Source organism: Rubrobacter taiwanensis (genome assembly GCF_004337705.1).
GTDB lineage: Bacteria > Actinomycetota > Rubrobacteria > Rubrobacterales > Rubrobacteraceae > Rubrobacter_C > Rubrobacter_C taiwanensis.
This window is the reverse complement of sequence record NZ_SKBU01000006.1, coordinates 86,405-111,274: the sequence shown is the minus strand read 5'-3', so window position 1 is coordinate 111,274 and position 24,870 is coordinate 86,405. Positions and strand designations below refer to the sequence as shown.

Annotated in this window: 23 protein-coding genes and 1 tRNA gene; 19 read left to right on the top strand and 5 right to left on the bottom strand. The window is 64.9% G+C overall.

Annotation, left to right across the window (positions count from 1 at the left end; translation table 11 throughout):
* Window positions 1-94 precede the first annotated feature (94 nt).
* Window positions 95-4,534: a glutamate synthase large subunit gene (gltB, locus tag E0L93_RS02750; protein WP_207890292.1), complete on the top strand. Its 4,440-nt coding sequence runs from the start codon at window positions 95-97 to the stop codon at window positions 4,532-4,534.
* Window position 4,535: 1 nt separating this feature from the next.
* Window positions 4,536-5,954 carry a glutamate synthase subunit beta gene (locus E0L93_RS02745; RefSeq protein ID WP_132688155.1) on the top strand — a complete coding sequence of 473 codons (1,419 nt, stop codon included), beginning with the start codon at window positions 4,536-4,538 and terminating at the stop codon, window positions 5,952-5,954.
* On the opposite strand, the gene E0L93_RS02740 is transcribed toward E0L93_RS02745, so the two are convergent.
* Window positions 5,926-6,717, bottom strand: a complete 792-nt coding sequence (locus E0L93_RS02740) for a class I SAM-dependent methyltransferase (protein ID WP_165874127.1) — start codon at window positions 6,715-6,717, stop codon at window positions 5,926-5,928. The two genes, E0L93_RS02745 and E0L93_RS02740, sit on opposite strands and share 29 nt — an antisense overlap.
* A gap of 50 nt (window positions 6,718-6,767) precedes the next feature.
* On the opposite strand from E0L93_RS02740, the gene E0L93_RS02735 reads away from it, so the two are divergent.
* The 4 genes from E0L93_RS02735 to E0L93_RS02720 all read left to right on the top strand — a co-directional run bounded on the left by E0L93_RS02735 (window position 6,768) and on the right by E0L93_RS02720 (window position 8,867).
* A complete protein-coding gene (locus tag E0L93_RS02735; protein ID WP_132688150.1) occupies window positions 6,768-7,328 on the top strand; it encodes a LemA family protein in 561 nt (186 codons plus the stop codon).
* Between the two features lie 4 nt (window positions 7,329-7,332).
* Window positions 7,333-8,283, top strand: coding sequence for a M48 family metallopeptidase (locus E0L93_RS02730; protein ID WP_132688147.1), 951 nt, complete (start codon window positions 7,333-7,335; stop codon window positions 8,281-8,283).
* Between the two features lie 52 nt (window positions 8,284-8,335).
* Window positions 8,336-8,406, top strand: a tRNA-Gln gene (locus E0L93_RS02725).
* 290 nt (window positions 8,407-8,696) lie between these two features.
* The gene (locus tag E0L93_RS02720) at window positions 8,697-8,867 is read left to right on the top strand and encodes a transposase (protein ID WP_243638077.1); all 171 of its coding nucleotides are present in this window, start codon (window positions 8,697-8,699) and stop codon (window positions 8,865-8,867) included.
* A 93-nt stretch (window positions 8,868-8,960) separates the two neighbouring features.
* Here E0L93_RS02720 and E0L93_RS02715 read toward each other — a convergent pair whose 3' ends face one another.
* A complete protein-coding gene (locus E0L93_RS02715; protein WP_132688142.1) occupies window positions 8,961-10,862 on the bottom strand; it encodes a glycoside hydrolase family 127 protein in 1,902 nt (633 codons plus the stop codon).
* A gap of 197 nt (window positions 10,863-11,059) precedes the next feature.
* Here E0L93_RS02715 and E0L93_RS02710 point away from each other — a divergent pair, with 197 nt between their 5' ends.
* The 8 genes from E0L93_RS02710 (at window position 11,060) to arfA (ending at window position 17,573) form a co-directional block, all read left to right on the top strand.
* On the top strand, window positions 11,060-11,770 hold the full coding sequence (locus E0L93_RS02710) for a FadR/GntR family transcriptional regulator (protein ID WP_165874126.1): 711 nt from the start codon (window positions 11,060-11,062) through the stop codon (window positions 11,768-11,770).
* A gap of 38 nt (window positions 11,771-11,808) precedes the next feature.
* Window positions 11,809-12,009 (top strand): alcohol dehydrogenase catalytic domain-containing protein, encoded by a 201-nt coding sequence (locus E0L93_RS02705; RefSeq protein WP_132688136.1) that lies wholly within the window; start codon window positions 11,809-11,811, stop codon window positions 12,007-12,009.
* A 98-nt stretch (window positions 12,010-12,107) separates the two neighbouring features.
* The gene (locus tag E0L93_RS16395) at window positions 12,108-12,269 is read left to right on the top strand and encodes an enolase C-terminal domain-like protein (RefSeq protein ID WP_207890290.1); all 162 of its coding nucleotides are present in this window, start codon (window positions 12,108-12,110) and stop codon (window positions 12,267-12,269) included.
* A gap of 29 nt (window positions 12,270-12,298) precedes the next feature.
* Complete coding sequence (locus tag E0L93_RS16005; RefSeq protein ID WP_207890289.1) at window positions 12,299-12,643, top strand: enolase C-terminal domain-like protein; 345 nt, start codon at window positions 12,299-12,301, stop codon at window positions 12,641-12,643.
* Window positions 12,644-12,808: 165 nt separating this feature from the next.
* Window positions 12,809-14,149 carry an extracellular solute-binding protein gene (locus E0L93_RS02695; RefSeq protein ID WP_132688134.1) on the top strand — a complete coding sequence of 447 codons (1,341 nt, stop codon included), beginning with the start codon at window positions 12,809-12,811 and terminating at the stop codon, window positions 14,147-14,149.
* Between the two features lie 31 nt (window positions 14,150-14,180).
* Entirely contained in the window at window positions 14,181-15,110 is a 930-nt protein-coding gene (locus tag E0L93_RS02690) for a carbohydrate ABC transporter permease (protein WP_132688131.1), read from the top strand.
* Entirely contained in the window at window positions 15,110-15,994 is an 885-nt protein-coding gene (locus E0L93_RS02685; RefSeq protein WP_132688128.1) for a carbohydrate ABC transporter permease, read from the top strand. The genes E0L93_RS02690 and E0L93_RS02685 overlap by 1 nt, the downstream gene beginning before the upstream one ends.
* Window positions 15,995-16,064: 70 nt before the next feature.
* Window positions 16,065-17,573, top strand: coding sequence for an arabinosylfuranosidase ArfA (gene arfA, locus E0L93_RS02680; RefSeq protein WP_207890288.1), 1,509 nt, complete (start codon window positions 16,065-16,067; stop codon window positions 17,571-17,573).
* 551 nt (window positions 17,574-18,124) lie between these two features.
* Here arfA and E0L93_RS16545 read toward each other — a convergent pair.
* On the bottom strand, window positions 18,125-18,352 hold the full coding sequence (locus E0L93_RS16545; protein ID WP_165874125.1) for a LysR family transcriptional regulator substrate-binding protein: 228 nt from the start codon (window positions 18,350-18,352) through the stop codon (window positions 18,125-18,127).
* A gap of 62 nt (window positions 18,353-18,414) precedes the next feature.
* Here E0L93_RS16545 and E0L93_RS02670 point away from each other — a divergent pair, with 62 nt between their 5' ends.
* Window positions 18,415-19,275, top strand: a complete 861-nt coding sequence (locus E0L93_RS02670; protein WP_132688123.1) for a sulfite exporter TauE/SafE family protein — start codon at window positions 18,415-18,417, stop codon at window positions 19,273-19,275.
* On the opposite strand, the gene E0L93_RS16540 is transcribed toward E0L93_RS02670, so the two are convergent.
* A complete protein-coding gene (locus E0L93_RS16540) occupies window positions 19,196-19,639 on the bottom strand; it encodes a universal stress protein (RefSeq protein WP_132688120.1) in 444 nt (147 codons plus the stop codon). The two genes, E0L93_RS02670 and E0L93_RS16540, sit on opposite strands and share 80 nt — an antisense overlap.
* A 108-nt stretch (window positions 19,640-19,747) precedes the next feature.
* Here E0L93_RS16540 and E0L93_RS02660 point away from each other — a divergent pair, with 108 nt between their 5' ends.
* From E0L93_RS02660 to E0L93_RS02650, 3 genes are all read left to right on the top strand, one after another.
* Entirely contained in the window at window positions 19,748-20,473 is a 726-nt protein-coding gene (locus E0L93_RS02660) for a GntR family transcriptional regulator (RefSeq protein ID WP_165874124.1), read from the top strand.
* Window positions 20,474-20,968: 495 nt separating this feature from the next.
* Window positions 20,969-21,688: an enoyl-CoA hydratase/isomerase family protein gene (locus E0L93_RS15670; protein WP_165874123.1), complete on the top strand. Its 720-nt coding sequence runs from the start codon at window positions 20,969-20,971 to the stop codon at window positions 21,686-21,688.
* 98 nt (window positions 21,689-21,786) lie between these two features.
* On the top strand, window positions 21,787-22,971 hold the full coding sequence (locus tag E0L93_RS02650) for a CaiB/BaiF CoA transferase family protein (RefSeq protein WP_132688111.1): 1,185 nt from the start codon (window positions 21,787-21,789) through the stop codon (window positions 22,969-22,971).
* 40 nt (window positions 22,972-23,011) lie between these two features.
* On the opposite strand, the gene E0L93_RS02645 is transcribed toward E0L93_RS02650, so the two are convergent.
* Complete coding sequence (locus E0L93_RS02645) at window positions 23,012-23,677, bottom strand: GntR family transcriptional regulator (protein WP_132688108.1); 666 nt, start codon at window positions 23,675-23,677, stop codon at window positions 23,012-23,014.
* 325 nt (window positions 23,678-24,002) lie between these two features.
* Here E0L93_RS02645 and E0L93_RS02640 point away from each other — a divergent pair, with 325 nt between their 5' ends.
* Complete coding sequence (locus E0L93_RS02640) at window positions 24,003-24,860, top strand: tripartite tricarboxylate transporter substrate binding protein (protein ID WP_165874122.1); 858 nt, start codon at window positions 24,003-24,005, stop codon at window positions 24,858-24,860.
* Window positions 24,861-24,870: the final 10 nt, after the last annotated feature.

Sequence of the window (24,870 nt, the reverse complement as noted above, 5' to 3'; positions counted from 1 at the left end):
TACAAAATGTTTACCTTCTGCCCTTGAGACCTGCGGGGCGCTGGTGTAAAAAGTAGGCCATTTCCGTGGCCGTCCAACCTCCCGGGAGGTGAGTTTGAGAACACAGAATCTCGGCCTCTACGATCCTTCGTACGGTCATGATGCCTGTGGGGTCGGCTTCGTAGCGCGTGTGGACGGGAAGAAGACCCGCCAGATCGTAGACCAGGGGCTGGAGATTCTGCGCAATCTGGCGCACCGGGGGGCCACGGGCAGCGACCCCGAGACCGGTGACGGGGCGGGGATCCTGCTCCAGATCCCCGACGCCTTCTACCGCGGGGCGTGCGACTTCGAGCTCCCCGCTCCGGGGGACTACGCCGTCGGCACGCTGTTTATCTCCGACGGTTCGGAGGAGCGGTGGGAGAGCGAGCTGAAGCGCATCGCCGTTGAGGAGGGGCAAGAGGTGCTGGGCTTCCGGGAGGTCCCGGTAGAGCCCGGGAGCATCGGGAAGCTGGCCCGCAAGGTGATGCCGCACTTCCGGCAGGTGTTCATAGAGCGGCGGAACGCGGAGGACCGGGCGGCGTTCGAGCGGAAGCTGTACGTGATCCGGCGCCGGCTGCACGCCATCTCAAACGGCGGCTGCTACATCGCGAGCCTCTCTTCCTCGACGGTCGTGTACAAAGGGCTTCTCAAGGGCGAGCAGCTTCCCGAGTTCTACCCGGACCTGAAGAGCGGTGATCTCGCCAGCGCGATGGCGCTCGTGCACTCGCGGTTCTCGACCAACACTTTAGGGAGCTGGGAGCTGGCGCATCCCTACCGGTACGTCGCGCACAACGGCGAGATCAACACTTTAAGGGGCAACATCAACTGGATGCGCTCGCGCGAGAGCCGGCTCGAGTCGCTGCTGTTCGGCGACGACCTGCAGAAGATATTCCCCATCGTCAAGCCCGGCGGCAGCGACTCGGCCGCCTTCGACAACGCTCTGGAGCTTTTGGTGCTCGCCGGGCGTTCGCTGCCGCACGCCGTGATGATGATGGTCCCGGAGGCGTGGGAGAACGACGAGGACATGGACCCCGACCGCCGGGCCTTCTACAGCTACCACAGCGCGCTCACCGAGCCGTGGGACGGCCCTGCGGCGGTTGCGTTCACGGACGGGCGCGTCATCGGGGCCACCCTCGACCGCAACGGGCTCAGGCCCGCCCGCTACTCCATAACTCGCGACGGGCTCGTCATCATGGCCTCGGAGGAGGGCGTGCTGCCCATTGCGCCGGAGGACGTCGTGAAGCGCGGGCGGCTGCGGCCCGGGAAGATGATCCTGGTGGACCTCGAGAGGGGGCGGGTGCTGGAGGACGACGAGGCCAAGGAGCCCATCATCCGCCGGCGGCCGTACCGGAAGTGGCTGGAGGAGAAGGAGGTGCACTTCGACGAGCTGCCGGAGGCCGGAGGGGAGCCGCCTTCCGAGCCGGCCTCGCTGCTGGAGCGCCAGCGCGCCTTCGGCTACACGATGGAGGATCTCAGGCTGCTGCTGGTGCCGATGGCCCGGGAGGGCAAGGAGCCGGACGGTTCAATGGGGACGGACACGCCGCTGGCGGTCCTCTCGGAGCGGCCGCAGCTGCTCTTCAACTACTTCAAGCAGCTCTTCGCGCAGGTCACCAACCCCCCGATAGATCCGCTGCGGGAGGAGCTGGTGATGTCGCTCAAGATGAGCCTCGGCCCGGAGGGCAACTTCTTCGACGAGACGCCCGAGCACGCCGGGAGGATCCTGCTCGACCACCCGATCCTCACCGACGGCGACCTGCGGAAGCTGCGCAACCTGAAGCGCTCCCGCACAATCTCCACGCTGTTCCCGGCCGCCGAGGGCGAGGCGGGCATGGAGCGGGCGTTAGAAAGGCTCTGCGAGCTCGCCGAGGAGGCCGTCAGGGGCGGGACGACCGTCCTGATCCTGAGCGACCGGGGCGTGGATGCGGCGCACGCGCCGATCCCGAGCCTGCTCGCCACCTCCGCCGTGCACCAGCATCTCGTGCGGCGGGGCGTTCGCACCCGGACGACGCTCGTGGTCGAGACCGCCGAGGCCCGGGAGGTGCACCACTTCGCGGTGCTGGTCGGGTTCGGCGCGGCGGCCATCAACCCCTACCTGGCCTTCGAGACCCTCGCGAAGCTGGTGGACGACGGGCTGCTGAAGGTGAGCGTGGAGGAGGCCGAAAAGAACTACATCAAGGCCCTCCGGAAGGGGCTCCTGAAGGTCATCTCCAAGATGGGCATCTCCACCCTGCTCTCGTACTGCGGGGCCCAGATCTTCGAGGCCGTCGGTCTGAGCAGGGAGCTCATAGACAGGCACTTCACCGGCACCGCCTCGCGCATCGGCGGCATCGGGGTGCGCGGCATCGCGCGGGAGACGCTGGAGCGGCACCGCCGGGCGTTCGCCGGGCTGGAGGTGGGGCCGCCGGAGCTGGACGTCGGCGGCGAGTACCAGCTCAGGATGCAGGGCGAGTACCACCAGTGGAACACCGGGAGCATAGTCTCCCTGCAGCGCTCCGTGAGGCAGGGCAGCTACGAGACCTTCAAGCAGTTCACGGCACATTATGATGCACAGAACGCGCGGCTGGCCACGCTGCGGGGCCTCCTCGACTTCGAGCGCGACCCCATCCCGGTGGACGAGGTGGAGCCCGCGAAAGAGATCGTCAAGCGGTTCGTCACGGGCGCTATGTCGCTCGGGGCGCTCTCCAAGGAGGCGCACGAGACGCTGGCGGTGGCGATGAACCGGATCGGGGGCCAGTCCAACACCGGCGAAGGGGGAGAGGATCCCGAACGCTTCCTGGACGAGCGGCGCAGCGCCATCAAGCAGGTCGCCTCCGGGCGCTTCGGCGTCACGGCGCACTACCTGGTCAACGCCGATCAGCTCCAGATCAAGATGGCCCAGGGCTCCAAGCCCGGCGAGGGCGGCCAGCTCCCCGGACACAAGGTGAGCGCGGAGATAGCGAAGCTGCGCTACTCCACGCCCGGCGTCACGCTCATCTCCCCGCCGCCGCACCACGACATCTACTCCATTGAGGATCTGGCGCAGCTCATCCACGACCTGAAGAACGCCAACCCGCGCGCGGCCGTGAGCGTGAAGCTGGTCGCCGCCGTCGGCGTCGGCACGATAGCCGCCGGCGTCTCCAAGGCCAAGGCCGACCACATAACCATCTCCGGCCACGACGGGGGGACGGGGGCGTCTCCGCTCTCCTCGATCAAGCACGCCGGGCTGCCGTGGGAGCTCGGGATCGCCGAGACCCAGCAGGTGCTCGTGCAGAACGACCTGCGGGGCCGGGTCGTCCTGCAGGCCGACGGGCAGCTCAAGACCGGGCGCGACGTGGTCGTAGCGGCGCTGCTCGGGGCCGAGGAGTTCGGATTCTCCACCGCCCCCCTCATAGCCACCGGCTGCATAATGATGCGCGTCTGCCACCTGAACACCTGCCCGGTCGGGGTCGCGACCCAGGACCCGGAGCTGCGCAAGAAGTTCGCCGGCACGCCGGAGCACGTCATCAACTACTTCTTCTTCCTCGCCGAGGAGGTGCGGGAACTGATGGCCGAGCTCGGTTTCCGCACCTTCGAGGAGATGGTCGGCCGGGTGGACCGGCTCAAGACCAAGGACGCCATCGAGCACTGGAAGGCGCGCGGGGTGGACCTCTCGGCCGTGCTGCACCGGCCCGAGGTGCCGGAGGGCGTGGCTATCCGGCACTGCGAGGAGCAGGACCACGGCCTCAAACACTCGCTGGACAACGAGCTGATCCGGCTCACGCGAGACGCTCTTGAAGCCGGGAAGCCGGTGCACCTGCGGATGCCCATCCGGAACACGCAGCGCACCGTCGGCGGGATGCTCTCCGGCGAGATCGCGCGCCGCCACGGGCTCGAAGGGCTCCCCGACGGCACTATCCGCATAGACTTCAGGGGCACGGCCGGCCAGTCCTTTGGGGCCTGGGCTGCGCCGGGGCTCACCCTCACCCTCGCCGGCGAGACCAACGACTACGTTGGCAAGGGCCTCTCCGGCGGCCGGCTGGTGGTGGCTCCGCCGCCCGGCGCCGGCTACGATCCGGAGGAGAGCATCGTTATCGGGAATGTGGCACTCTACGGCGCGACGAGCGGCGAGGCGTACTTCCGAGGCATTGCCGGGGAGCGGTTCGCCGTGCGTAACTCCGGTGCGGAGGCCGTCGTCGAGGGGGTCGGGGATCACGGCTGCGAGTACATGACCGGGGGCGTGGTGGTGGTGCTCGGTCCCACGGGCCGCAACTTCGCCGCCGGAATGAGCGGCGGCGTGGCGTTCGTGCTCGACGAGGAGGGCGCGTTCGAGCGCCGGTGCAATCCGGACATGGTCGGTCTCGAGGCCGTGGAGTCGCGTGAGGACATAGCGCTGCTGCGCTCCATGATCGAGCGCCACCTCCGGTGGACCGGCAGCGAGAAGGCGCGCCGGATACTGGACGGCTGGCACCGCTACCTGCCGAGGTTCGTGAAGGTGATGCCGCACGACCTCAAGCGCGTGCTGGCCGAGCGGGAGGCTACCCGGGCGGAGGCCGTCTAGCATGGGCGACCCGAAAGGATTCATCAAGATCGGCCGCAAACCCGTCCCCAAGCGTCCGGTATCCGAGCGCGTGAACGACTACCGCCACGTCTACCGGCCGATGCCGGAGGGCGAGCTGCGGGAGCAGGCGTCGCGCTGCATGGACTGCGGGGTGCCGTTCTGCAACGTCGGCTGTCCCTTGGGGAACCTGATCCCGGACTGGAACGACCTCGTCTACCGGGACCACTGGCGGCGGGCCATAGACCGGCTGCACGCCACCAACAACTTCCCGGAGTTCACCGGAATGCTCTGCCCCGCACCGTGCGAGGCGGCCTGCGTGCTGGCCATCAACGACGACGCCGTCACCATAAAGGAGGTCGAGCTCTCGATCATCAACCGGGCGTTCGAGGAGGGCTGGGTACGCCCCCGGCCCCCGGCGCGGCGTACCGGGAAGAGGGTCGCCGTGGTCGGGAGCGGCCCGGCGGGACTCGCCGCGGCCCAGCAGCTGGGCCGCGCCGGGCACCGCGTGACCGTCTTCGAGAAGGACGACCGCATCGGCGGCCTGCTGCGCTACGGTATCCCGGACTTCAAGATGGAGAAGTGGGTCATCGACCGGCGGCTGGCGCAGATGGAGGAGGAGGGCGTAGAGTTCCGCCCCAACTCCTACGTCGGCGAGAACCCCACGGCCGAAGAGCTGCGGAGTGAGTTCGACGCGGTGGTCCTGGCCGTCGGGGCGCTCGCGGGCCGCGACCTTCCGGTCCCGGGCCGGGAGCTCGACGGGATACATCTGGCGATGGAGTACCTGGTGCAGCAGAACCGCCGCGTCGCGGGGCTTCCGGTAGAGGGGCCCGAGATCTCGGCCCGCGGCAAGCGCGTCGTCATTCTCGGCGGCGGCGACACGAGCGCCGACTGCCTGGGCAACGCCCACCGGGAGGGGGCGGCCTCCGTGCAGGTCATCACGCACGGCCCGAGGCCCCCCGAGAGCCCGGACCCGCTGGAGTGGCCCGACTGGCCGTTCGTCCTGCACACCTACCCGGCGCACGAGGAGGGGGGCGAGCGGAAGTGGAGCATCGCCGTGACCGGCTTCTCGGGCGACGGGAGGGTCGAGCGCCTGCACTGCGTGCGGACCAGGCGCACCCCGGAGGGGCGCACCGAGCATCTGCCCGGCACGGAGTTCGAGATCGAGGCCGACCTCGTCCTGCTCGCCATCGGGTTCACCGGTCCCGTGCGGGACCGGCTGCTGAAGGACCTGGGGGTGGAGTTCGGTCCGCGGGGCGCCATCGCTACCCGGAACGGTTTCGCCACCGGCATCCCCGGCATCTTCGTAGCCGGAGACGCCCGGCGGGGGGCGGACCTCATCGTCACCGCCATCGCCGAGGGTCGCAAGGCCGCCCGCGAGGTGGACACCTACCTCATGGGCCGGAGCCTGCTGCCGGGGTGATCTCACCCCTTCTCGCCAGCGCGATGAGGTGGTCGCTGCCGGAGTCGAACGGCTCGCCGTCGAACCCGCCGTAGACCGACTCGACCTCGAAGCCGGAGAGGCGCAGCAGCAGCTCCAGCTCGCCGCGGGTGTAGACCCGGATCTCCAGCTCGTGCGCTCGTTTTTCCCGGAGCACGCCGCCCTCTCCGTAGAGCTCGTAGAACAGGCGCATAGTCAGGAGTTGGGTCGCAGCATCGTACCGGGAGACGCTGAAGCGCTCCAGCACGCCGCCGTCCGGCAGCTCGCGGGTGAGGTCGTGGCGCAGCTCCGGCAGCCCGGCGAGCTCTTCCGGGGAGAAGGCGGAGATCTCTATCCCCAGAAGCCCGCCCGGCTGCAGGTGCTCGCGGGCGTTGCCCAGGAACGCGAGCGCGTCCTCGGGGGTGAGCAGGCACAAGAAGGAGTTGAAGGCGCAGACGGCGAGCCGGAAGGTGCGCCCCGGCTTCGCAACGCGCATGTCCCCGGGGATCCACACCGCTTCCGGAACTCTCTGCTTCCCCCGCTCCAGCATCGCTTCCGAGAGCTCGACCGCGGTGACCTCAAACCCGGCGCGGGAGAGCGGCCCGGAGATACGGCCCGTCCCGGCTCCCCACTCGATTACGGGGCCGCCCTCGCGCCCGGCGAGCGCCAACCAGAACGGGACGTCGCAGACGTGGGTGTACTCCAGGTCGTAGAGGTCGGCCAGGGAGTCATAACCGGACTGCGGGGTGTTTCGGGACCCGCTCACGGGGGCAGCGTATATAATTTCCGGTAGCTCTGCCAGATTCGGAGGTGTTGATGGGAACTCTCTTGACCGTACTCGTTATCGGGGGGCTGGTCCTGCTGGTGCTCTTCGCGATCATGACCTATAACCGGCTCGTCAAACGCCGCAACCGGGTGGATGAGGCTTGGCGGCAGATAGACGTGCAGCTCAAGCGTCGCTACGATCTCATCCCCAACCTGCTCGAGGGCGTGAAGAAGTACCTCGCGCACGAGCGGGAGGTGCTGGAGGAGGTCACGCGGGCGCGGGCCGAGGCCATGAAGCCGCACTCGCCGGGCGAGCAGGCGCAGGCCGAAGCCCGGCTGTCGGGGGCTCTGAGCGGGTTCTTCGCCACGGTGGAGAACTACCCCGAGCTGAAGGCGAACACCGTGGTTCTGGACTTCCAGGAGGAGCTCTCCTCGACGGAGAACAAGATCGCCTTCGCCCGCCAGCACTACAACCAGGAGGTGCGGGCGTACAACACCGCCATCCAGAGCTTCCCGGCCGTGATCTTCGCCCGTCCGATGGGCTTCACCGAGCGCGAGTACTTCGAGGCCGCCGGTCCCGAGCGGGAGTCCGTGACCGTCTCCTACGACTAGAGCCGTGACGGAGCCCGTCTCTTTCTACGACAGGATAGAGTCGAACCGGCGCAAGAGCCTGCTGCTGCTCGCCGGGTTCATTCTCTTCGTGGTCGCCTTCGGCTACATCGTGGGCTACGCTTGGCTGGGGGATCCTGTGGGAGCGATCTTCGGGCTCGTGCTGGCGCTCGTCGCAGGGACCGTCTCCGGGCTCGCGACCTACTACGCCGGGGACAGGGTGGTGCTCGCCGCTTCAAGGGCCCGCCGGATCACGCACGAGGACAACCCGCAGCTCTTCAACGTCGTGGAGGAGATGTCCATCGCGGCCGGGCTCCCGATGCCCAAGGTGTACATAATCGAGGACGAGGCTCCCAACGCGTTCGCCACGGGCCGCGACCCGGAGCACGCTTCGATAGCCGTGACCTCCGGGCTGCTCAGGAAGCTGAACCGGGACGAGCTGCAGGGCGTGATCGCGCACGAGATGGCCCACGTCGGCAACCTGGACATCCGGTACGCCATGCTGGTCGGGGTGCTCGTGGGGACGGTCGTGCTCATCTCCGACTTCTTCCTCCGCAGCCTGTGGTTCGGAGGCGGCCGGACCCGACGGGGCGGCGGGAACCAGCTGCAGCTCGTCATGATCCTGATCGCGATAGCGCTCGCCATCCTGGCCCCCATCTTCGCCAGGCTCCTGCAGCTCTCGATCTCGCGCCAGCGCGAGTACCTGGCCGACGCCACGGCCGTCAAGCTCACCCGCAACCCCAAGGGCCTGGCAGACGCCCTGGAGAAGATCTCGCGCGACCCCAAGCCGCTGAAGGTCGCCAACCGGGCCACGGCCCACCTCTACATCGCCAACCCCCTCAGGAAGCGGGAGAAGCGCCGCTCGCTCGCCCTCTTCTCCACCCATCCTCCCATAGAAGACAGGATCCGCATCCTGCGCGCCATGGAGGCCGGCGGCGTCCCGCAGAGCACCGGCTAGAGCCACTGGACGACCGGTCGGATAGAGGTTATACTCTGCCCCTGCGGCATATTGCCGGGTGGTGTAACGGCAGCACGACTGACTCTGGATCAGTTAGTCCTGGTTCGAATCCAGGCCCGGCAGCTAGAGAGAAACCCCGCCGTTTGCAGGTAAAGCGCGGCGGGGTTTCTTCTTGCTCGAAGCGGCGACGCCCGTCTTTGACCGCAACGGGGAACGTTCAATCTTCCGGGCCGGTGATTTGTGTCGGGATGTTTTGTACGGCGTACGGTTTGTACTCTTCAAGGGGGCGCCAGTAGGGAGCTTACACATCGCCCCCATGAAACCAACGCACGCCTCAAGAAAGATGGCTTCCGGATCTGCTCGATGAAGCCATGCGCTGCTACGAGGGCGATCAGACCAAGCAGAGACTCTTCTTGGAGGATCTCTACCGGGCGGGAAGCCGGGAAAGGTCACGGAGCGTCATCTACAAAGCCGAGGCGATGAAGCGGAGGACCACCCGGCGCTTCGTGGTGACTACCAGAATCGACGCCCCCAAAGACCTTTACGAGTTCTATGCCGCTGCGGGGAGGGCGAGAACCGGATAAAAGACTTCAAGCTCCACACAAAAGCCGACTACTTGATCTGCTGTCGGTTCATCGCCAACCAGTTCAGGCGTGCCCGGAGACCACCGGCGGAGGTCATCGAGCGCGCAGCCAGACCAGCATGCGGCCGGGCTCGCGGTTGGCCCAGGCATAGTACGGCACGGCGGTCACTCCTGCCGTAGGGCGTCGTGGCTCACCCGTACGGGGACGTGCCTCTCGATAGAGGCGCCCTTCCCACCCTTCGTCGGGCCGGGCGACCTCCGCCGGGGTTCTCAGCGCGACTATCCCGCCGAGCGAATCGGGGCGGTACTCGGCCGAGAACGGGCCGTCGATGGGCACGACGACGTCTCGCAGGTCGAGGCCGGGGTTGTCCGCTTGCTCCAGGCAGTACAGGAGCGGACCGCGCATGAGCGCCACGCGGCCCGCGTTCTCCGCCACGTAGGGGTGGCTCTCGACGGGCCGGACCGTCATCGGCAGCGTGAGGCGCACCCTGTCGCCGGGGCGCCACGGGCGCCGGATCCTGGCATAATCCCCGGATACTGCCTCTCCGTGGAACGTCTCGCCGTTTACCTCGATCCTGGCGGATCCGTCCTGGCACCAGGCCGGCACCCGTAACGCGAGGCCGAATTCTCCCTCCCCGGCGACCTCGATCTCGATGCTCCCGTCCCACGGGTACCGCGTTCGTTGCCGCAGGCCAACGGTTCTGCCTTCGAGCGGGATCTCCGCGTCTCCCTCGGCGTAGAGGTGCACCCGGATCTCGTCTTCGCAGACGCCGTAGAAGTATCCCGGCAGCGACGCCAGGAGGCGGGCGACGTTGGGCGGGCAGCAGGCGACCCCGAACCACGGGCTGCGGCGGTGTGACCCGCCATCGGAGAGGGGGTTCTGGTAGAAGTAGCTCTGGCCGTCGAGCGAGAGGCCCGGCAGTACGGCGTTGAAGAGGACGTGCTCGAGGATGTCCGCGTAGCGGGCATCGCCGCTTATGCTCAGCATGCGCCAGTTCCACATCACGCTGCCTATGGCGGCGCAGGTCTCGGCGTAAGCGCGGTCGTTCGGCAGCTCGTAATCCTCGCCGAAAGCCTCATCCTCGTAGCGGGAGCCGATCCCCCCGCTCACGTACATCCTGCGCGTGGTCATGTCGTGCCACAGGCGCTCCAGGGCCGCCAGCAGCGTGGGGTCCCCGGTCTCCGCGTAGAGGTCCGCCGCTCCGGCATTCAGGTAGACGGCGCGCACCGCGTGGCCGACCATCCTGTCCATCTCCCTGAACGGTCTGTGGTCCTGGTGGTACTCCCTGCCGCCGAGGAGTCCTCTTCCGCGCACATCGAGGAAGTACCGCGCCTGGTCGAGGTACCTGCGGTCCCCGGTGTCCCGGTAGAGCTCGACGAGGGCCATCTCGATCTCTTCGTGGCCGTCGGTGCCGGGACGCTTGCCCTCCTCCTCAGGGCCGAAGGTGTCGCAGATGTGGTCTGCAAACCTTCGCGCCACCCGCAGCAGGTGATCTCCTCCGGTCGCGCGGTGGTGGGAGACGGCGGCCTGGATCAGGTGCCCCGCGCAGTACAGCTCGTGCTTGTGCGTGAGGTCCGTCCAGCGCTCGGACGCCCTCTCGAGCGCGAAATAGGTGTTCAGATACCCGTCCGGCCGTTGGGCGGCCTCGATCTCGTCGATGGCGGCCTCCACCATCCGTTCGAGGTCAGGATCGCGGTCCGTGCAGAGCGTCCAGGACGCCGCTTCGAGCCACTTGTACACGTCGGAGTCGTTGAAGTAGACGCCGCTGAAGGGCGCGTCTATCTTGCCGGCTGCCCGGCGGAAGTTGTCCAGGCGGCCCGTCTGCTCGAGCCGAGCGTACTGCGCCGGCAGGGTGGCTTCGCGGTTGATCCTTCTCCTGGGCCTCCAGAAGTCGTCCGAGAGACGCACTCGGGCGAGAGAAACGGGCCGAAGACGAACGTACGGGCTCCGCGAGGTGTCCACTACCACCCCGAGATGCCGTGCCGAGCCAGCCATGCTCTCTCTCCCTCCTTCGTTCCCCACAACCGTGCTCGATGGGCCCGAGCCGCGGCGAGAGCGCCGGAAGCGCTCCCCGAGCCACAACCGTCCGCCATCGGACCGGACGACCGCTCCCCCGCCTCGCCGCCCGCCGCGGCGTTGCCCGCCGTGTATTGGTACGATAATATTATCTTATGCCGGCGCGGATCCGACGAGTGAAGTTGAGGGACCAGGTAGCGGAGAGGCTGCTGGAGATGATCTCGTCCGGCGATTACGAGGTGGGGGACCGTCTGCCGCCGGAGCGTGTTCTGGTGGAGCAGATGGGGGTGAGCCGCACGGTGGTTCGGGAGGCGTTGAACCTGCTGGAGAACCGAGGGCTGGTGCAGGTGGAGCACGGCAGGGGGGCGGTTGTCTCGGCCAACGGGGCCCGCGCCGTGCACGAGAACCTGGGCTTCCTGCTCCGGACGCAACCCGGGACGCTGTGGGAGCTCATGGAGATGCGCAAGGCTCTCGAGGTCGAGGTGGCGGGTCTTGCGGCCGAGCGTGCCTCTGAGGAAGACATCGCCGCGATGCGCGCCGCGCTGGAGAGGATGAGAGAGAAGATCCACGCGCCTGAGGGCTACGTGGACGCCGACGTGGAGTTCCACGACCTCCTGGCGCGCAGCGCCCACAATCGCGTGTTCCTGATGATGATTGAGCCCGTCGCCCACCTCCTGTTGGCGAGCCGGCGGATGACCGGTGCCCAGGCGGACAACGCAAGGAGGGCCCTGCGGGCGCACGAGGCGATCCTGGAGCGGGTGGAGGCCGGAGATGCCGAAGGGGCGCGCAGAGAGATGCGCGAGCACATGATGACCACGGAGCGCGACATCAAGGCGACGCTCGGGGGCAAGGGCGAGACGGGCGAGCGGCCCGAAGCGGCGGGATAGGTGCCCTCGGCGGCGCACAACCGGCGGGTGGCGCGGGGTTGAAGGCCTTCGTCGTCGAGGGGCCCGGGCGGTTCCGGCTGGAGGAGCGTCTGAGACCCGCCCCGGGGCCCGGTGAGGTGCTCGTAAGGGTTGAGGCCGCGGGTATCTGTGGCTCGGACCTCGAGATGATCTCGGGCATCCGGGACCCGGGCTATTACCGTTATCCGGTCGTGCCCGGCAGGGAGTGGCCGGTGAAGTAGCGGACCTGCTGGAGATGCACGGGCGCTTCTCCCCGGCCGCGGCGCTGGGGATGATGCGGATGCTGGAGCCCTACGGCCTCGGGGGGACCGATTAGCCGGTGCCGCCGGTGAACCTCAAGGTGCTCAAGAAGGCGGCCGAAGGCATCCCGGCGGGCGTCCCGGTGGCGACCGGGGAGCGCATCCACCAGAGGGGCGAGTACCGGGAGCTCTTCGAGCTCCAGGCCGCCGACGTGATACAGCCGGACATAGGCCACATCTGAGGCCTGCTGGAGACCAGGAAGCTCGCCGCGTGGCCGACGCCTACTACGTGACGGCCGCGCCGCACAACGTCGGCGGCCAGATCAACACGGCCGCCGCGCTGCACCTCGCGGCCTGCACCACCAACTTCCGCATCCAGGCGTACTTCAACGATTTTGCCGACGACTGGGTGAAGGAGACGGCCAGGGGCCTGCCCGAGGTAGTGGACGGTTACTTCTCCTTGCCGCAGGGCCCGGGTCTGGGCGTAGAGCTCGACGAGGACGTGGTGGAGGCGCATCCCAAGCGGGACGTGCACTTCAACCTCTTCGCGGAGGGCTGGGAGCTGCGCGGCAAGTTCGGAGCAGCCCCCGGCGACGCGCCGGCCACAAGGGGCTAGCCGGCCCGTCGAGCGGCAGCCGCCGCGAACGACGCCCGCCACGGCCTCCCCTCGAGCACGGCCACCAGGCGCTCACGCCGCGGGCCTGCGACCACACCTCTCGCCCTTGCAACCGGCATATTGGTACGATAAGATGATGATAATCTGCTTAGGAGGAAGGGGGTCATGCCTAGGAGGAGGGCATACGCTGGATCGGGGGCGAGCCTCATCAGCAGACGAAGCTTTCTGGGGGGAGTGGCGGCGGCGCTGGGCGGGCTGATGCTCGGTGGTTGTGGCGTCACTTCGCTAGCCGCTGAGAGGCTGGTCGTCGACTTCTGGAACCTGTTCGGGGGTGGAGATGGGGCGCGTCTGGACGAGATGGAGAGAGCCTTTCGCGAGAGCCGCCCCGAGGTGAGGCTCAACTCCACCACGCTCGCGTGGGGAGCCCCCTACTACACGAAGCTTGCGATGTCGGCGGTTGGGGGGCGACCGCCCGATGTGGCGATACTGCACCAGTCGCGGCTGGCTGCCTACGCGCCGGCAGGCCTGCTCGAGCCTCTGGATCCGCAGTTGCTCTCGGAGTTTGACATGGGCCCGGATAGCTTCTTGCCCGAGGTCTTGGAGGCTTCCAGGTACGAGGGCGAGATCTACGCCATCCCCCTGGATACGCACCCCTTCGTGCAGTACTACAACACGGATATCTGCAAGGAGGCCGGGCTGCTAGGACCGGATGGAGAACTTAAGCCGCTCGAAGGACCGGACGCGGTCATAGATGCGCTCAAAAGGGCCAAGGAGGTTACGGGAGACCTGGGGCTCTCGTTCTATCCGGCTGACGACGCCGGACCGTGGCGCCTGTGGTACACGCTCTACGGCCAGCTCGACGGCGAGGCGATCCTGTCGCCCGATGCGCGCGAGGTAACCCTGGACGAGGAGAAGGCCTTGCGGGCGGTGGAGTTCATGGTCGCTCTCGCCCAGGATGCCGAGGTCGTTCGAGCCAACATAGACTACGGGGGCTCGGTGGCGCAGTTCCTGAGCGGTAGAGCCGGGTTCCACTGGAACGGCGAGTGGGAGGTCACCACCTACCTGGAGGCGGACCTGCCTTTCAGCATGCTCCCGTTCCCGAACGTGTTCGGCGAGAACCACGTCTCGCAAGCCGACCGGCACACCTTCGTTATCCCCACGCAGAGCTCGCGGGACCCCCGCAGCATGGAAGCTGCGCTCGAGTTCATCAGCTCCATGCTCAAGAGCAGCCTCATCTGGGCCAAAGGCGGGCACATCCCGGCCTACCTGCCCGTGGCGAACAGCGACGAGTACCGGGAGCTGAAACCACAGTCCAACTACGCCGGTGTGGCGGACAACGTCGTGATAGATCCCATCGCCTGGTTCAGCGGCTCGGGGTCCACGATGGAGCAGCGGGCGTCGGCGGCCTTCCAGTCGGCGATGGCGGGCGGGATCAGCCCGAGGCAGGCCGTTGTCCGGCTCCGAACGATACTGCAGGAGCTGGTCAACATACCGAAGCCGATATAGCGGGAAGCGGAGTCCTCGGAGGGGGGAAGTGATGGTAGCGCTAGGGGGAGCCAGACAGACCAAGTACAGCACCAAGCCGGAGGCGCAACGGCGCATAGACCTAGCCGGCTTCCTCTTCGTCCTGCCGTTTCTCGTCTTCTACGTCGCCTTCCTCGTCTGGCCCGTGATACTGGGGCTACGGATGAGCTTCTTCAACTGGAGCCTGGTGGGTACGGGCACCGGACAGTTTCTCGGTGTCTCCAACTACGGAGAGCTCTTTACCGACCCGGACTTCTGGAGCTCGCTGTGGCATTCGATCCTGTTCACCCTGCTCACCGTTCCCCTGTTGACGCTGCTCTCTTTAGGGTTTGCTCTGCTCGCGAACAGGGCGATCCCGGCGCGGTGGTTCTTCCGGCTCTCCTTCTTCGCGCCCTACGTCTTGCCCTCGTCGGTCATGGCGCTTATCTGGATCTGGATGTACCAGCCGGGATTCGGGCTGATCAACAGCTACCTCACACAGCTCGGCCTGTCGGAGGTCTCGTGGCTTACGGACCCGCAGGTGGCCATGATCTCGGTGGTCATCGCGACCGTCTGGTGGCAGCTGGGCTTTAGCTTCGTCCTCTACCTGGCGGGGCTGCAGGAGATCCCGAGGGAACTCTACGACGCCGCGGCCGTCGACGGAGCGAGTTCACTGGAGACTACCCGTTTCATCACGATACCCCTCCTCAAGCGCACCACCATTCTCGTCGTCACCCTGGCGGTGTTCGCATCGCTCAACGTCTTCGACCAGATATACATCATGAGCACCTCCGGGGGACTTGACTACCAGTCCACACGCTCGCTCATCATGTACGTCTACGAGCAGGGCTTCACCCTGTACCGGGTGGGCTACGCTGCGGCCATGACGTACGTGTTCTTCGTGCTCGTGCTCGTGGTCAGTATCACGGGGTTCGTGTTCAGCAACCGCAGGAGGGAGGCCTGATGACCTCCGAAGCCGGGGTTCCGGAGACCACAAACAAGTCTAGGACCTACCGCTGGGACTCGCTCCTCAGCTGGCTGGCCTTCGGTGTACTGCTCGTGGCGGCGATACTATGGCTGATACCGCTCCTGTGGGCCGTGGTTACGGCGCTGAAGCCCGAGAGCCAGACCACGACCGTTCCGATCACCTGGATCCCGGAGGGAGGGATCTCCGCGTTCACCTTCGAGTCCTTCTGGCAGGTGTTGTCCGCGGGAGGGCTGCTGCGCTGGTACTTCAACAGCGCGCTGACCTCCACGGTGATCACCGTCGCGGTACTGCTGCTGACCAGCCTCGCGGGCTTCGGGCTCTCGCGTGTTCCGTTCCGCGGGCGCACCGTCGTGTTCTGGCTGATAATCGCCGGCCTGATAGTGCCCCCGCAGATACTCATCATTCCTCTGTTCATGGAGATGGATGCCCTGGGGTTCGTGGACACTTACCAGGGGATCATCCTGCCGCAGATCGCCTCGCCGCTGGGCGTGTTTATCTTCAAGCAGTTCTTCGACGGCATCCCGCACGAGCTCGAGGAGGCGGCTATTGTGGACGGCGCCAGCCGTTTCCGGATCTACTGGCAGATCTGGATGCCGCTCGCCAGACCGGTCATAGCGGCGGTGGGCATCTTCACGTTCGTTCTTTCGTGGAACAACTTCATCTGGCCGTTCGTCGTGGTGACCAACACGGACATGATGACCATCCCCGTGGGCCTGGCGACGGTGCAGAGCTCCTACGGCCTGCGCTACGCCGACATAATGGCCTCGGCCGTGCTGGGCGGGCTCCCGTTGCTGGTGGTCTTCCTGTTCTTCCAGCGCCAGATCGTGCAGGGCATCGCGAGCACCGGTCTGAAGGGCTAGCCCCGGGTAGGACCCTGATAGCGGCGGCCTTTCGTGGGCAAGTGAACGAACCTCGATGAAGGGAGTATGCATGAAAACCGCGAAGATAGTGGTAGATCCGGAGTTTCGCATCGGGAGGGTGGACCCTCGCCTGTACGGCTCGTTTATTGAGCACCTCGGACGGGCGGTGTACGGCGGCATCTACGAACCGGACCACCCCGCCGCGGACGACATGGGATTCCGCCGGGACGTTCTAGAGCTTGTGAGGGAGCTGCGGGTCCCCATCGTCCGCTACCCGGGCGGCAACTTCGTCAGCGGCTATAACTGGGAGGATGGTGTGGGGCCGAAGGAGGGCAGACCCCGGCGCCTGGACCTCGCCTGGCGCACCATCGAGACCAACCAGGTGGGCACCAACGAGTTCGCCGAGTGGGCGAGACGAGCAGACGCTGAAGTGATGATGGCGGTGAACCTCGGGACCAGGGGTATAGACGCTGCCCGCCACCTGGTCGAGTACTGCAACCATCCCGGCGGTACCTATTACAGCGATCTCAGAGCCTCCCACGGCGTGAAGAGGCCGCACGCCATAAAGACGTGGTGCCTCGGCAACGAGATGGACGGACCCTGGCAGATCGGGCACAAGACCGCCGAGGAGTACGGGCGTCTGGCGCAGGAGACGGCCAAGGCCATGAAGTGGGTGGACCCATCCATAGAGCTGGTTGTCTGCGGCTCCTCCAACAGGGGCATGCCGACCTTCGCCGCGTGGGAGGAGACGGTGCTGGAGCACACCTACGAGCACGTCGAATACATCTCCCTGCACACCTACTACGGGAACCCGGACAACGACCTGGGCACCTACCTGGCCAAGTCGCTCGACATGGACGCCTTTATCGAGTCGGTAATAGCAACCTGCGATCACGTGCGGGCCAAGAAGCGGGCCAAGAAGACCATAGACCTGTCTTTCGACGAGTGGAACGTCTGGTTCCACTCCAGGGAGTCGGACGAGCGGATCGAACCCTGGTCTGTCGCGCCTCCGCAGCTCGAGGACGTCTACACATTCGAGGATGCTCTGCTCGTCGGCTGCATGCTCATCTCCCTGCTCAAGCATGCCGACCGGGTGAAGATCGCCTGCCTGGCTCAACTGGTGAACGTCATCGCCCCCATAATGACGGAGAACGGCGGACCCGCCTGGCGGCAGACCATCTTCTACCCCTTCTTGCACGCCTCTTCTTACGGCAGGGGAAGCGCGCTGGCTCTCCGGATCGAGTCGCCCCGGTACGAGACCAAGGAGTTCGGGGCGGTGCCTTTCCTGGAGGCGGTGGCCACCGTGGACGAGGAGGCCGAGCGACTCACCGTCTTCGCGGTGAACAGGGACCAGGAGGAGCCCCTGCTGCTGGACGGCGACCTGCGCGGCATGGAGGGCTACGAGGTGCTCGAGCACCTCGTGCTGGAGAGCGACGACGTCAAGGCGAGGAACACCGCCAAGCATCCCGACGCCGTGACCCCGCACTCGCGAGGCGATGCCGCCGTGCGGGACGGCAGGCTGCGGGCCGCGCTGCCCAGGCTCTCCTGGAACACGATACGCCTCGGCAAGAGGCGGTAAGCGCACCCCCTCCGGGCGAGCGCCGTCAACCGACGCCCGGCGCGCTCCCCCGGATCTACGGGAACCCGCATGAGACGTCTACGTGCCGACGAGGGAGGGGACGTCTTCTGTGCGGCGTGCCCTACCTGTCCCGGTGGCGGCGGTCTGTCGAGGGCGCCTCTCTCCAGAGCGCGTACCCGAGCCAGACCGGCCCGGCCGCGAAGACCGGGGAACCCACGAGCAGGCCCGGCGAGGCGGCTCACCTGCCCAGGAAGGTGCCGGTGAACAGGGTCGAGCATGGGCGCCAGCAGGAGCCCGAGCGGCAGTAACGCCGGGCCGCCGGTATCAGGGAGCTGTCCTTGCTTCCGGCAAGCCGGCGCAGCATCGTGGCCGAATACTGCCGTGAGATCTGCTGAGATGCCGTATACCGTCCCATGGGCAGGTTGTAATCGCGTTCGGTGTTTTTGAGACGGGTTCAAGAAGTAACTGATCACAAAGTGTCTATAAAGAGTTGCTTCGCCTGTGAGGTATAGCGGTCCTCTCGCCAAGACAAACCAAGTGAGCGCTAGAGCTTAACTCCGGCGGAAGGATTCCATAGCTGTACTCCAGGTAATAGCTGGGACAAAACCGATTCCGAGCCCTGCACGTATCAAGTTGGGAATGACCGCCAGATTATCGCCCTCGAAAACGAAGCGAAAGTTTAATCCCGCCTGCCGCATTACCGCATCTGGCATCTCCCTCAGATCGTAGCCTGGCTTCAGCGAGATGAATGGTTCGTTGGCGACATCACTCAGCGACACATTGATTGAGATACGGCTCCCCCTGTCCTAAATTTCTGCAATTAGGTTAAACTTCTGTTTCGATGGACATCACCCAACTCACGATCCTTTTCATCCTGGGCCTAGTCGGCGGAGTGCTGGCTGGTCTGATCGGAGTGGGCGGTGGGGTGTTTTTCGTGCCTGCGTTGATGTTTATGGGCTGGGGTATTACCGAGGCGGTGGCTGCCAGCCTGGTGATCATTATCTTTAGCTCCCTCTCGGGCACCCTGCGCAGCTATCGCAGCGGCAACCCCATCGACAAACGGGCTGCCATGCTACTCTCCCTGACCGTCTCACCTTCGGCATTGATCGGCGTGGCTATAAGCCGTCTTGCTCCAGACTATATTGTGGAGGCCGTCTTCGCACTTCTGCTACTGGCTCTGGCTTACCCGACCGCCCGGGGAAGTGTGGGAGCGATGGATGCCAAGGTAGAGATTCCCACACTGCTGGTAATTGGAGCGGGAATATGCATAGGAGCGCTCTCCGGGCTCGTAGGAGTGGGTGGCGGCATCCTGATGGTGCCGCTCATGATCTTGGGCCTGAATTTGAGACCGAAGGTGGCTATAGCCACCAGCCTGGCTGTGGCCTTCTTCACGGGCGTAGTGGGGGCAGCGGGTTACGTGGCTACGGGCTTCCGGGAGTTTTCCAGCCTGCCGCTTTTGGTCGCGGGTTCTATCTTGGGTGCCTGGCTTAGTGTACGCGTACGTAACTGGGCGCCCGATGCGGCACTGAGAATCGGCTTTGGTATCTATATGGTCTTCGTCGCCATCTATCTGCTTTTAGGACTGGGGGATTGGACGGAACATTTTGAGCTAGATCTTCCCCTTACACGGGTACCACCAGAACCGGGCATGGCGAGCGGGACACTACCTCACGAACAGTATGAGAGGTTCGGAGACGTTTGAGGCTCCTTGTGCGCTGCCCCACTACCGTGAGATCGCACCCGAGCTTCTTCGAGTGACGTACTATCTCAGCGGCCGGGCGGCCTTTGGCTACCACGATCGAAGAGAGCGCCACACCAGATTCTGCTGCTAACCGGAGAGCTTGGTGCTTGGTCTCTTCTATGTTCGCCTCAATATCGGGGCGCGGGAAGGATACATCCATCGCTAAGACCTCGTACCATGGCTGTCTCTGGCGAACGATTATGACGTATAACTCCGATCCGAGGGAGCGGGCAAGATAAATGGCTTGTTGCAGAGCCTTATCCCGAACTGAACGTCCGTCTACGGCTACCAGGATTCGTCTAAGCGCCTCGCCGATATTGCTCATCTCATCTTCCGCTTCACGGTGCTTGCTCGCCTAGGGCCGGGTGGATTATAAAATGAGGGGCAGAACTAGGCTCATTGATATTTGGCGAAGCGAGAGGGAAGGAGCTCTGTGGAGCAATTCTTCAACAATCCCACCGGACAGGCAAGCAGTTATCAAGCGGAGGGTGGAGTAGAGTTCGGGCTCTCGCTTCCAGAACAGATCGCGGACGTACTCTCATCAGAGATTATTGAGGGTAAGCTACCACCCGGTAGCAAGCTACCGGAACCTACTCTGGCCGAAAGGTTTGGAACCAGTCGCGCCCCAATCCGGGAAGCTCTCTATCTTCTAGACCAGGAGGGTTTGGTGGAACGAGCCCCACGCCGGGGGGCAGTAGTGCGAGAGTACAGCCGCAGGGAGATAGAGGAGCTCTACCGGATCCGTAGTGTGCTCGAAGGCTTCGCCCTAGAGCATATCTGCGAGGAGCCGGAGATGATCGAGGTGTGCGTGGCTACGCTCGAGCCCATCATTCGTGATATGGAGCGGACGGAGAGCGATCCCAAACGCTATCACGAGTTAAACTTCGCGTTCCACAAAACGATCATCTTACTCTCGCGCAGCCAGCTAATCCGTCGCCTCTATGCCCAGATCGAAGGCCCGCTGAAGATATTCCTCCGACTCTCGTTCTCTACAGCCGGCGCAGTGCCTAAATCCTTCGGAGAACACCTGCAACTGCTCGCTGCCATTAGAGAGGAGAACGTAGAGGAAGCCCGTCGTATACTTGAAAAACACGATGAAGACGGGATGCGTCGTGCCATCGCTTCAGGCAAATGCGGGCAAACCGTGAAAGACCGGTAGCCGAGTTAAACTCAGCACTTGACATATGAACGCGAAAATGATGCAATGATCGATGCAAAATGCTGTCGACAATCGACTAATGGGGTGGAGCTGATGGCGAAGCGCATCGCGAGTCGTTTATGGAGAGCGTGGGAGGGTCTCTTGGGGTTTCAGGGGGAGGGGAGGTCGGTTACTAGTTTGTATCCGGCGAGACTGAGCCTTTTGAGGCTTGCTTCGGGTGGGCCTCTGTGGTCTTCTGGGGAGAAGGTCGGTCCTCGGGCAATCTGTACGGGAGCTGCAATAGCTGCGCTGGTCGGCGGCGGGACGACTCCGCTAGTGTTGAGGCGCCGTCCGAGAGAGCCGGGACAGACGTCTGGTCGGGCTCGCAGGGTGTTTTCCGCGATTGCCGGCTCCATTCCCAGGGGGGCTTACAGGAGGGCGGATAGACTGCGCGACGGCACCGAGGGTGGAGGGTCGGAGGACCGGAGTCCGGTGAGTTTGCACGTGGGAGGTGGGGTGGCGGTGATCACGTTGCGGCGACCGCAGAAACTGAATGCCATCAACTCCCACATGTGGGTTACTCTGGTGAAGATGGTGCACGAGGTTTCCAAGCGGCCGGGGGTCCGCGTTCTCGTGCTTCGCGGTGAGGGGCCGCACTTCTCGGCCGGTTCGGACCTCAAAGAGCTTAGCGACTCTGATTTGGTACGGGTGGAGGAGATCTTTCACCAAGCCGAGGAGTGTGCGGCTGCCATCGAAGAGAGTCCGCTACCCACGATAGCGTGTATCCGAGGCTACGCTCTTGGCACGGGGCTGCTCATGGCCCTGGCCTGCGATATGCGCATAGCTGAGCATAACGCTACCCTGGGCATGCCTATTGCACGCCTGGGCATAACACTCAGCGAGGCGTTCGTCCGGCGTTTGGTGCTCCTGACGGGGCCGTCAAAGATGAAGGATCTGGTATATACGGGGCGCCTGGTCGACGCGGAGGAAGCTTTCCGCCTGGGTCTGGTAGACCGGCTGGTACCGCCGGATAAGTCTGTACTCCATGAGACCTTGAATATAGCCCGGACGATTCGCCGGCAGTCGGAGGCTTCCGTACGGGCCGCCAAGAGGTGGGGGGGATCCGGCTCGCGGCGAGCGCCGGCGGCCTACACTCACGTGGATCCGAGGGACTTTCCGGAGGGGGTAGCCGCCTTCCTGGAGCGGAGATCTCCACGGTTTTACGATCCTTCTTAGTCTCTACGAACACTCTACGAACACCGCGGTTGCCCCTCTGATAGGGACTGCACTTTGAACAATTTTGGGAATCTATAAAGGAGAGGCAAGTTACTGTGATGGAGCGTAATTCAGGTCCGCTGAGCGGAGTGAAGGTCATTGATCTCAGTCGCGCTCTGGCCGGCCCGTACGCCACAATGATGCTGGCCGATGCCGGCGCCGAAGTCATAAAGGTCGAGCGTCCGGGCAAGGGCGACGACAGCCGTGGCTGGGGGCCTCCGTTCGTCGGAGGCCCGGGGGCTGAGGAGTCTACCTATTTTCTCTCTGTAAACCGGAGCAAGAAGTCTGTAGTGCTCGACTTCAAGGATCCAAAAGACCTGCAGGAGCTTAAGGAATTGATCTGCGGCGCCGACGTGCTGGTCGAGAACTTCAGGCCCGGGGTCATGGAAAGGATTGGCCTGGGAGAAGCTGAACTGGAGGCGCTCAACCCTCGCCTGGTTGTGCTCTCGATCACCGGTTTTGGGGAAGGCGGACCGGAGGGCCACAAGCCCGGTTTCGACCAGATAGTTCAGGGTGAGGCCGGGCTGATGAGCATCACGGGCCTACCCGACGGACCGCCGATAAAGGTGGGCGTCCCAATAGCTGACATACTCGCCGGCATGTTCGGAGCCTTCGGGGTGAGCTCGGCGCTGATGGAACGGGAGCGCAGCGGCCGGGGACAGCGGGTGCAGACCTCGCTGCTCGCCAGCGTTGTGGCGATCCACACCTTCCAGGGCACGCGCTGGCTGGTGGCCGGAGAGGTTCCCGAGCGGACCGGCAACCGGCATCCCACCATTGCTCCATACGGAGCCTACGAATGCGCCGACGGGGTTATTAACATAGCTGTGGGGTCCGAAGGGATCTGGCAGAGGTTCGCTCCGCTCGTCGGCCTCGATCCGAACGACGAGCGCTTTGCGACCAATGGAGACCGGGTCAGAGGGGTGAAGGAGCTTGAAGAGGCGATGGCTCCGGCTCTGAAGTCCGCCGGCGTAGACGAGTGGATGGAGCGTCTTGGGGAGGCCGGTGTGCCGGCCGGGCGCGTCCGGACCCTCGACCAGGTCTACGCCTCACCCCAACTGGAGCACCTGAAGCTCATCGATGAGGTCGACCATCCCACTCTGGGCCGGATACGGCTGCCGGGCTCTCCGCTGCAGTATGGCCGCTCCGGCAGGCGCGCCGCGAGCGCTCCCCCTCTCCTGGGACAGCACACCGAAGAGGAGCTTGGACGCTTGGCGGGCGGCACAGAAAGCAAGAAAACAACGTAGGTTTGGGAAGTCGGGTGCTCGCGCCGGAGATTCCCGGACCCTACTCTCCTCTGGCTTGCTTCTCGAAGATCTCACGCCCCCGCTCGATATCGTTTCTCATGTGGGCCTCCATACACTCCTGCGCCGCTTGCACGTCTCGCCGCCGGATCGCATCCAGCAAGACACAGTGCTCTCTGTAGATATCATCCTGAGTCTCCTTCGAATAGGAGAGCACGCGGCGCCGAGCGACCAGGATCCGGCCGCGGATGGTGTCCATGAGCTGGTGCAGAGAGGGCATCCGGGTACTCTTCACCATCACATCATGGAAGCGGGTGTTTGCGTCGAACACCCCGGCAGCATCTCCGGCGACGCTCGCCGCCCGGGCGGCCTCCAGTGCCCCGTCCATGGCCTCGATCTCTGACGGAGTAGCAAGCAGGGCCGCTCGCTCCGCCACAAGACGCTCCAGCGCCGCCCGGCAGGTGTACAGATCTACAAACTCTTCCTGCGAGGGATCTGCTACAACCAGCTCCGTTCCATGGGGGACGAGCAGGCCCTCCCGCTCCAGTTGCCGTAACGCTTCCCGCACCGGTGTGCGACTCACCTTCAGCGTCTCAGCCGTGCGGCTCTCTTGTACAGTCTCTCCCGGAGCGTACTTCCCGTCCAGTATCTGCTGCCGGAGCAGCCGGTACACCTGCCGGTACAGAGGATCCGACCTCTGAAGTTCCACTATCGCCTCCTTCCTGAGAACTTGGCGAGTCCTCGGCCAATGGTTGTCAGCAGACTATAACTCCTGGTGAGATAACACTCGGAGTAAAAAGTCCGGATTTGCTCCCATCCAAACTTGCATCGCTTGACGCCTGCGTATACAGTATACTGAATCCGGGCAATCGAGGGGAAGGACCGACATGGAGGAATTGCTTTCGCGAAGGGATTTCCTGAAGAGGGGTGGAGGGGTACTCCTGAGCATGTATGCGTTGGGGCTTGCGAGCTGTGGGGGGCGGGCATCGGAGGGGGAGGATGGCGCTGAATGGGAGCCTTCTCGAAGCGTTGTCATGATTGTGCCCTTCGATCCCGGCGGGGGCAGCGACATTCTCGGTCGAGCCATGGCGGCCGGGCTTGAAGAGGTCAGGCCGGGGTTGAACATAAACGTGGAGAACCGGTCGGGAGGATCGGGCGCGGTCGGGTACTCTTACCTGCTGGAGCAGCGGGGCGATCCCCACTTTCTGCTGGCCTCAGAGACGGCCGGGGTTGCCCTACCCATTACCACCGAGACCCCGTTCCACTGGACGGACTACACGCCGGTAGCTCAGATTGCCGAGGACGCGACGCTTTTGGTGGTGCGTCAGGATGCTCCTTACCAGTCGCTGCCCGAGGTTATAGAGGCAGCGGGAGCTGAGCGAGTCCTGGTGGGGGTGGCGGGTGCTACCGGGTTAGACACCATAGTCACCTCGCTGATGGAGGAGGACCAGGGGGTTGAGTTCGAGCGGGTGGTCTTCGAGTCCGGCGGGGAGATAGTAGCCGCGCTGCTTGGCGGCGATATCGACATCGCCATGCTGAACCCCGGGGAGGTTATAGGCCAGCTAGAGGCAGGGGACATGCGGGCACTCGTGGTGTTCGCGGACGAGCGCTACGAGGGCGAACAGCTGGCGGACATTCCGACTGCGCAGGAGGAAGGTGTAGACGTCACGTTCACCCAGTACCGGGGGTTGTTCGCGGCCGGAGACATCAGTCCTGAGGAGAGGTCTTACTGGGAGGAGGCCATTCTCGAGTGGGCGGAGACGCAGAGCTACGATGAGTACATAGAGAGGAACTACCTGATATCGGAGATTCGGGCCGGACAGGAGTTCGAAGAGTACCTGAGAGAGTACGAGACTACGCTGGAAGGCGTCCTCGGTGAGTCTGGCGGTTAAGGGCTCTACA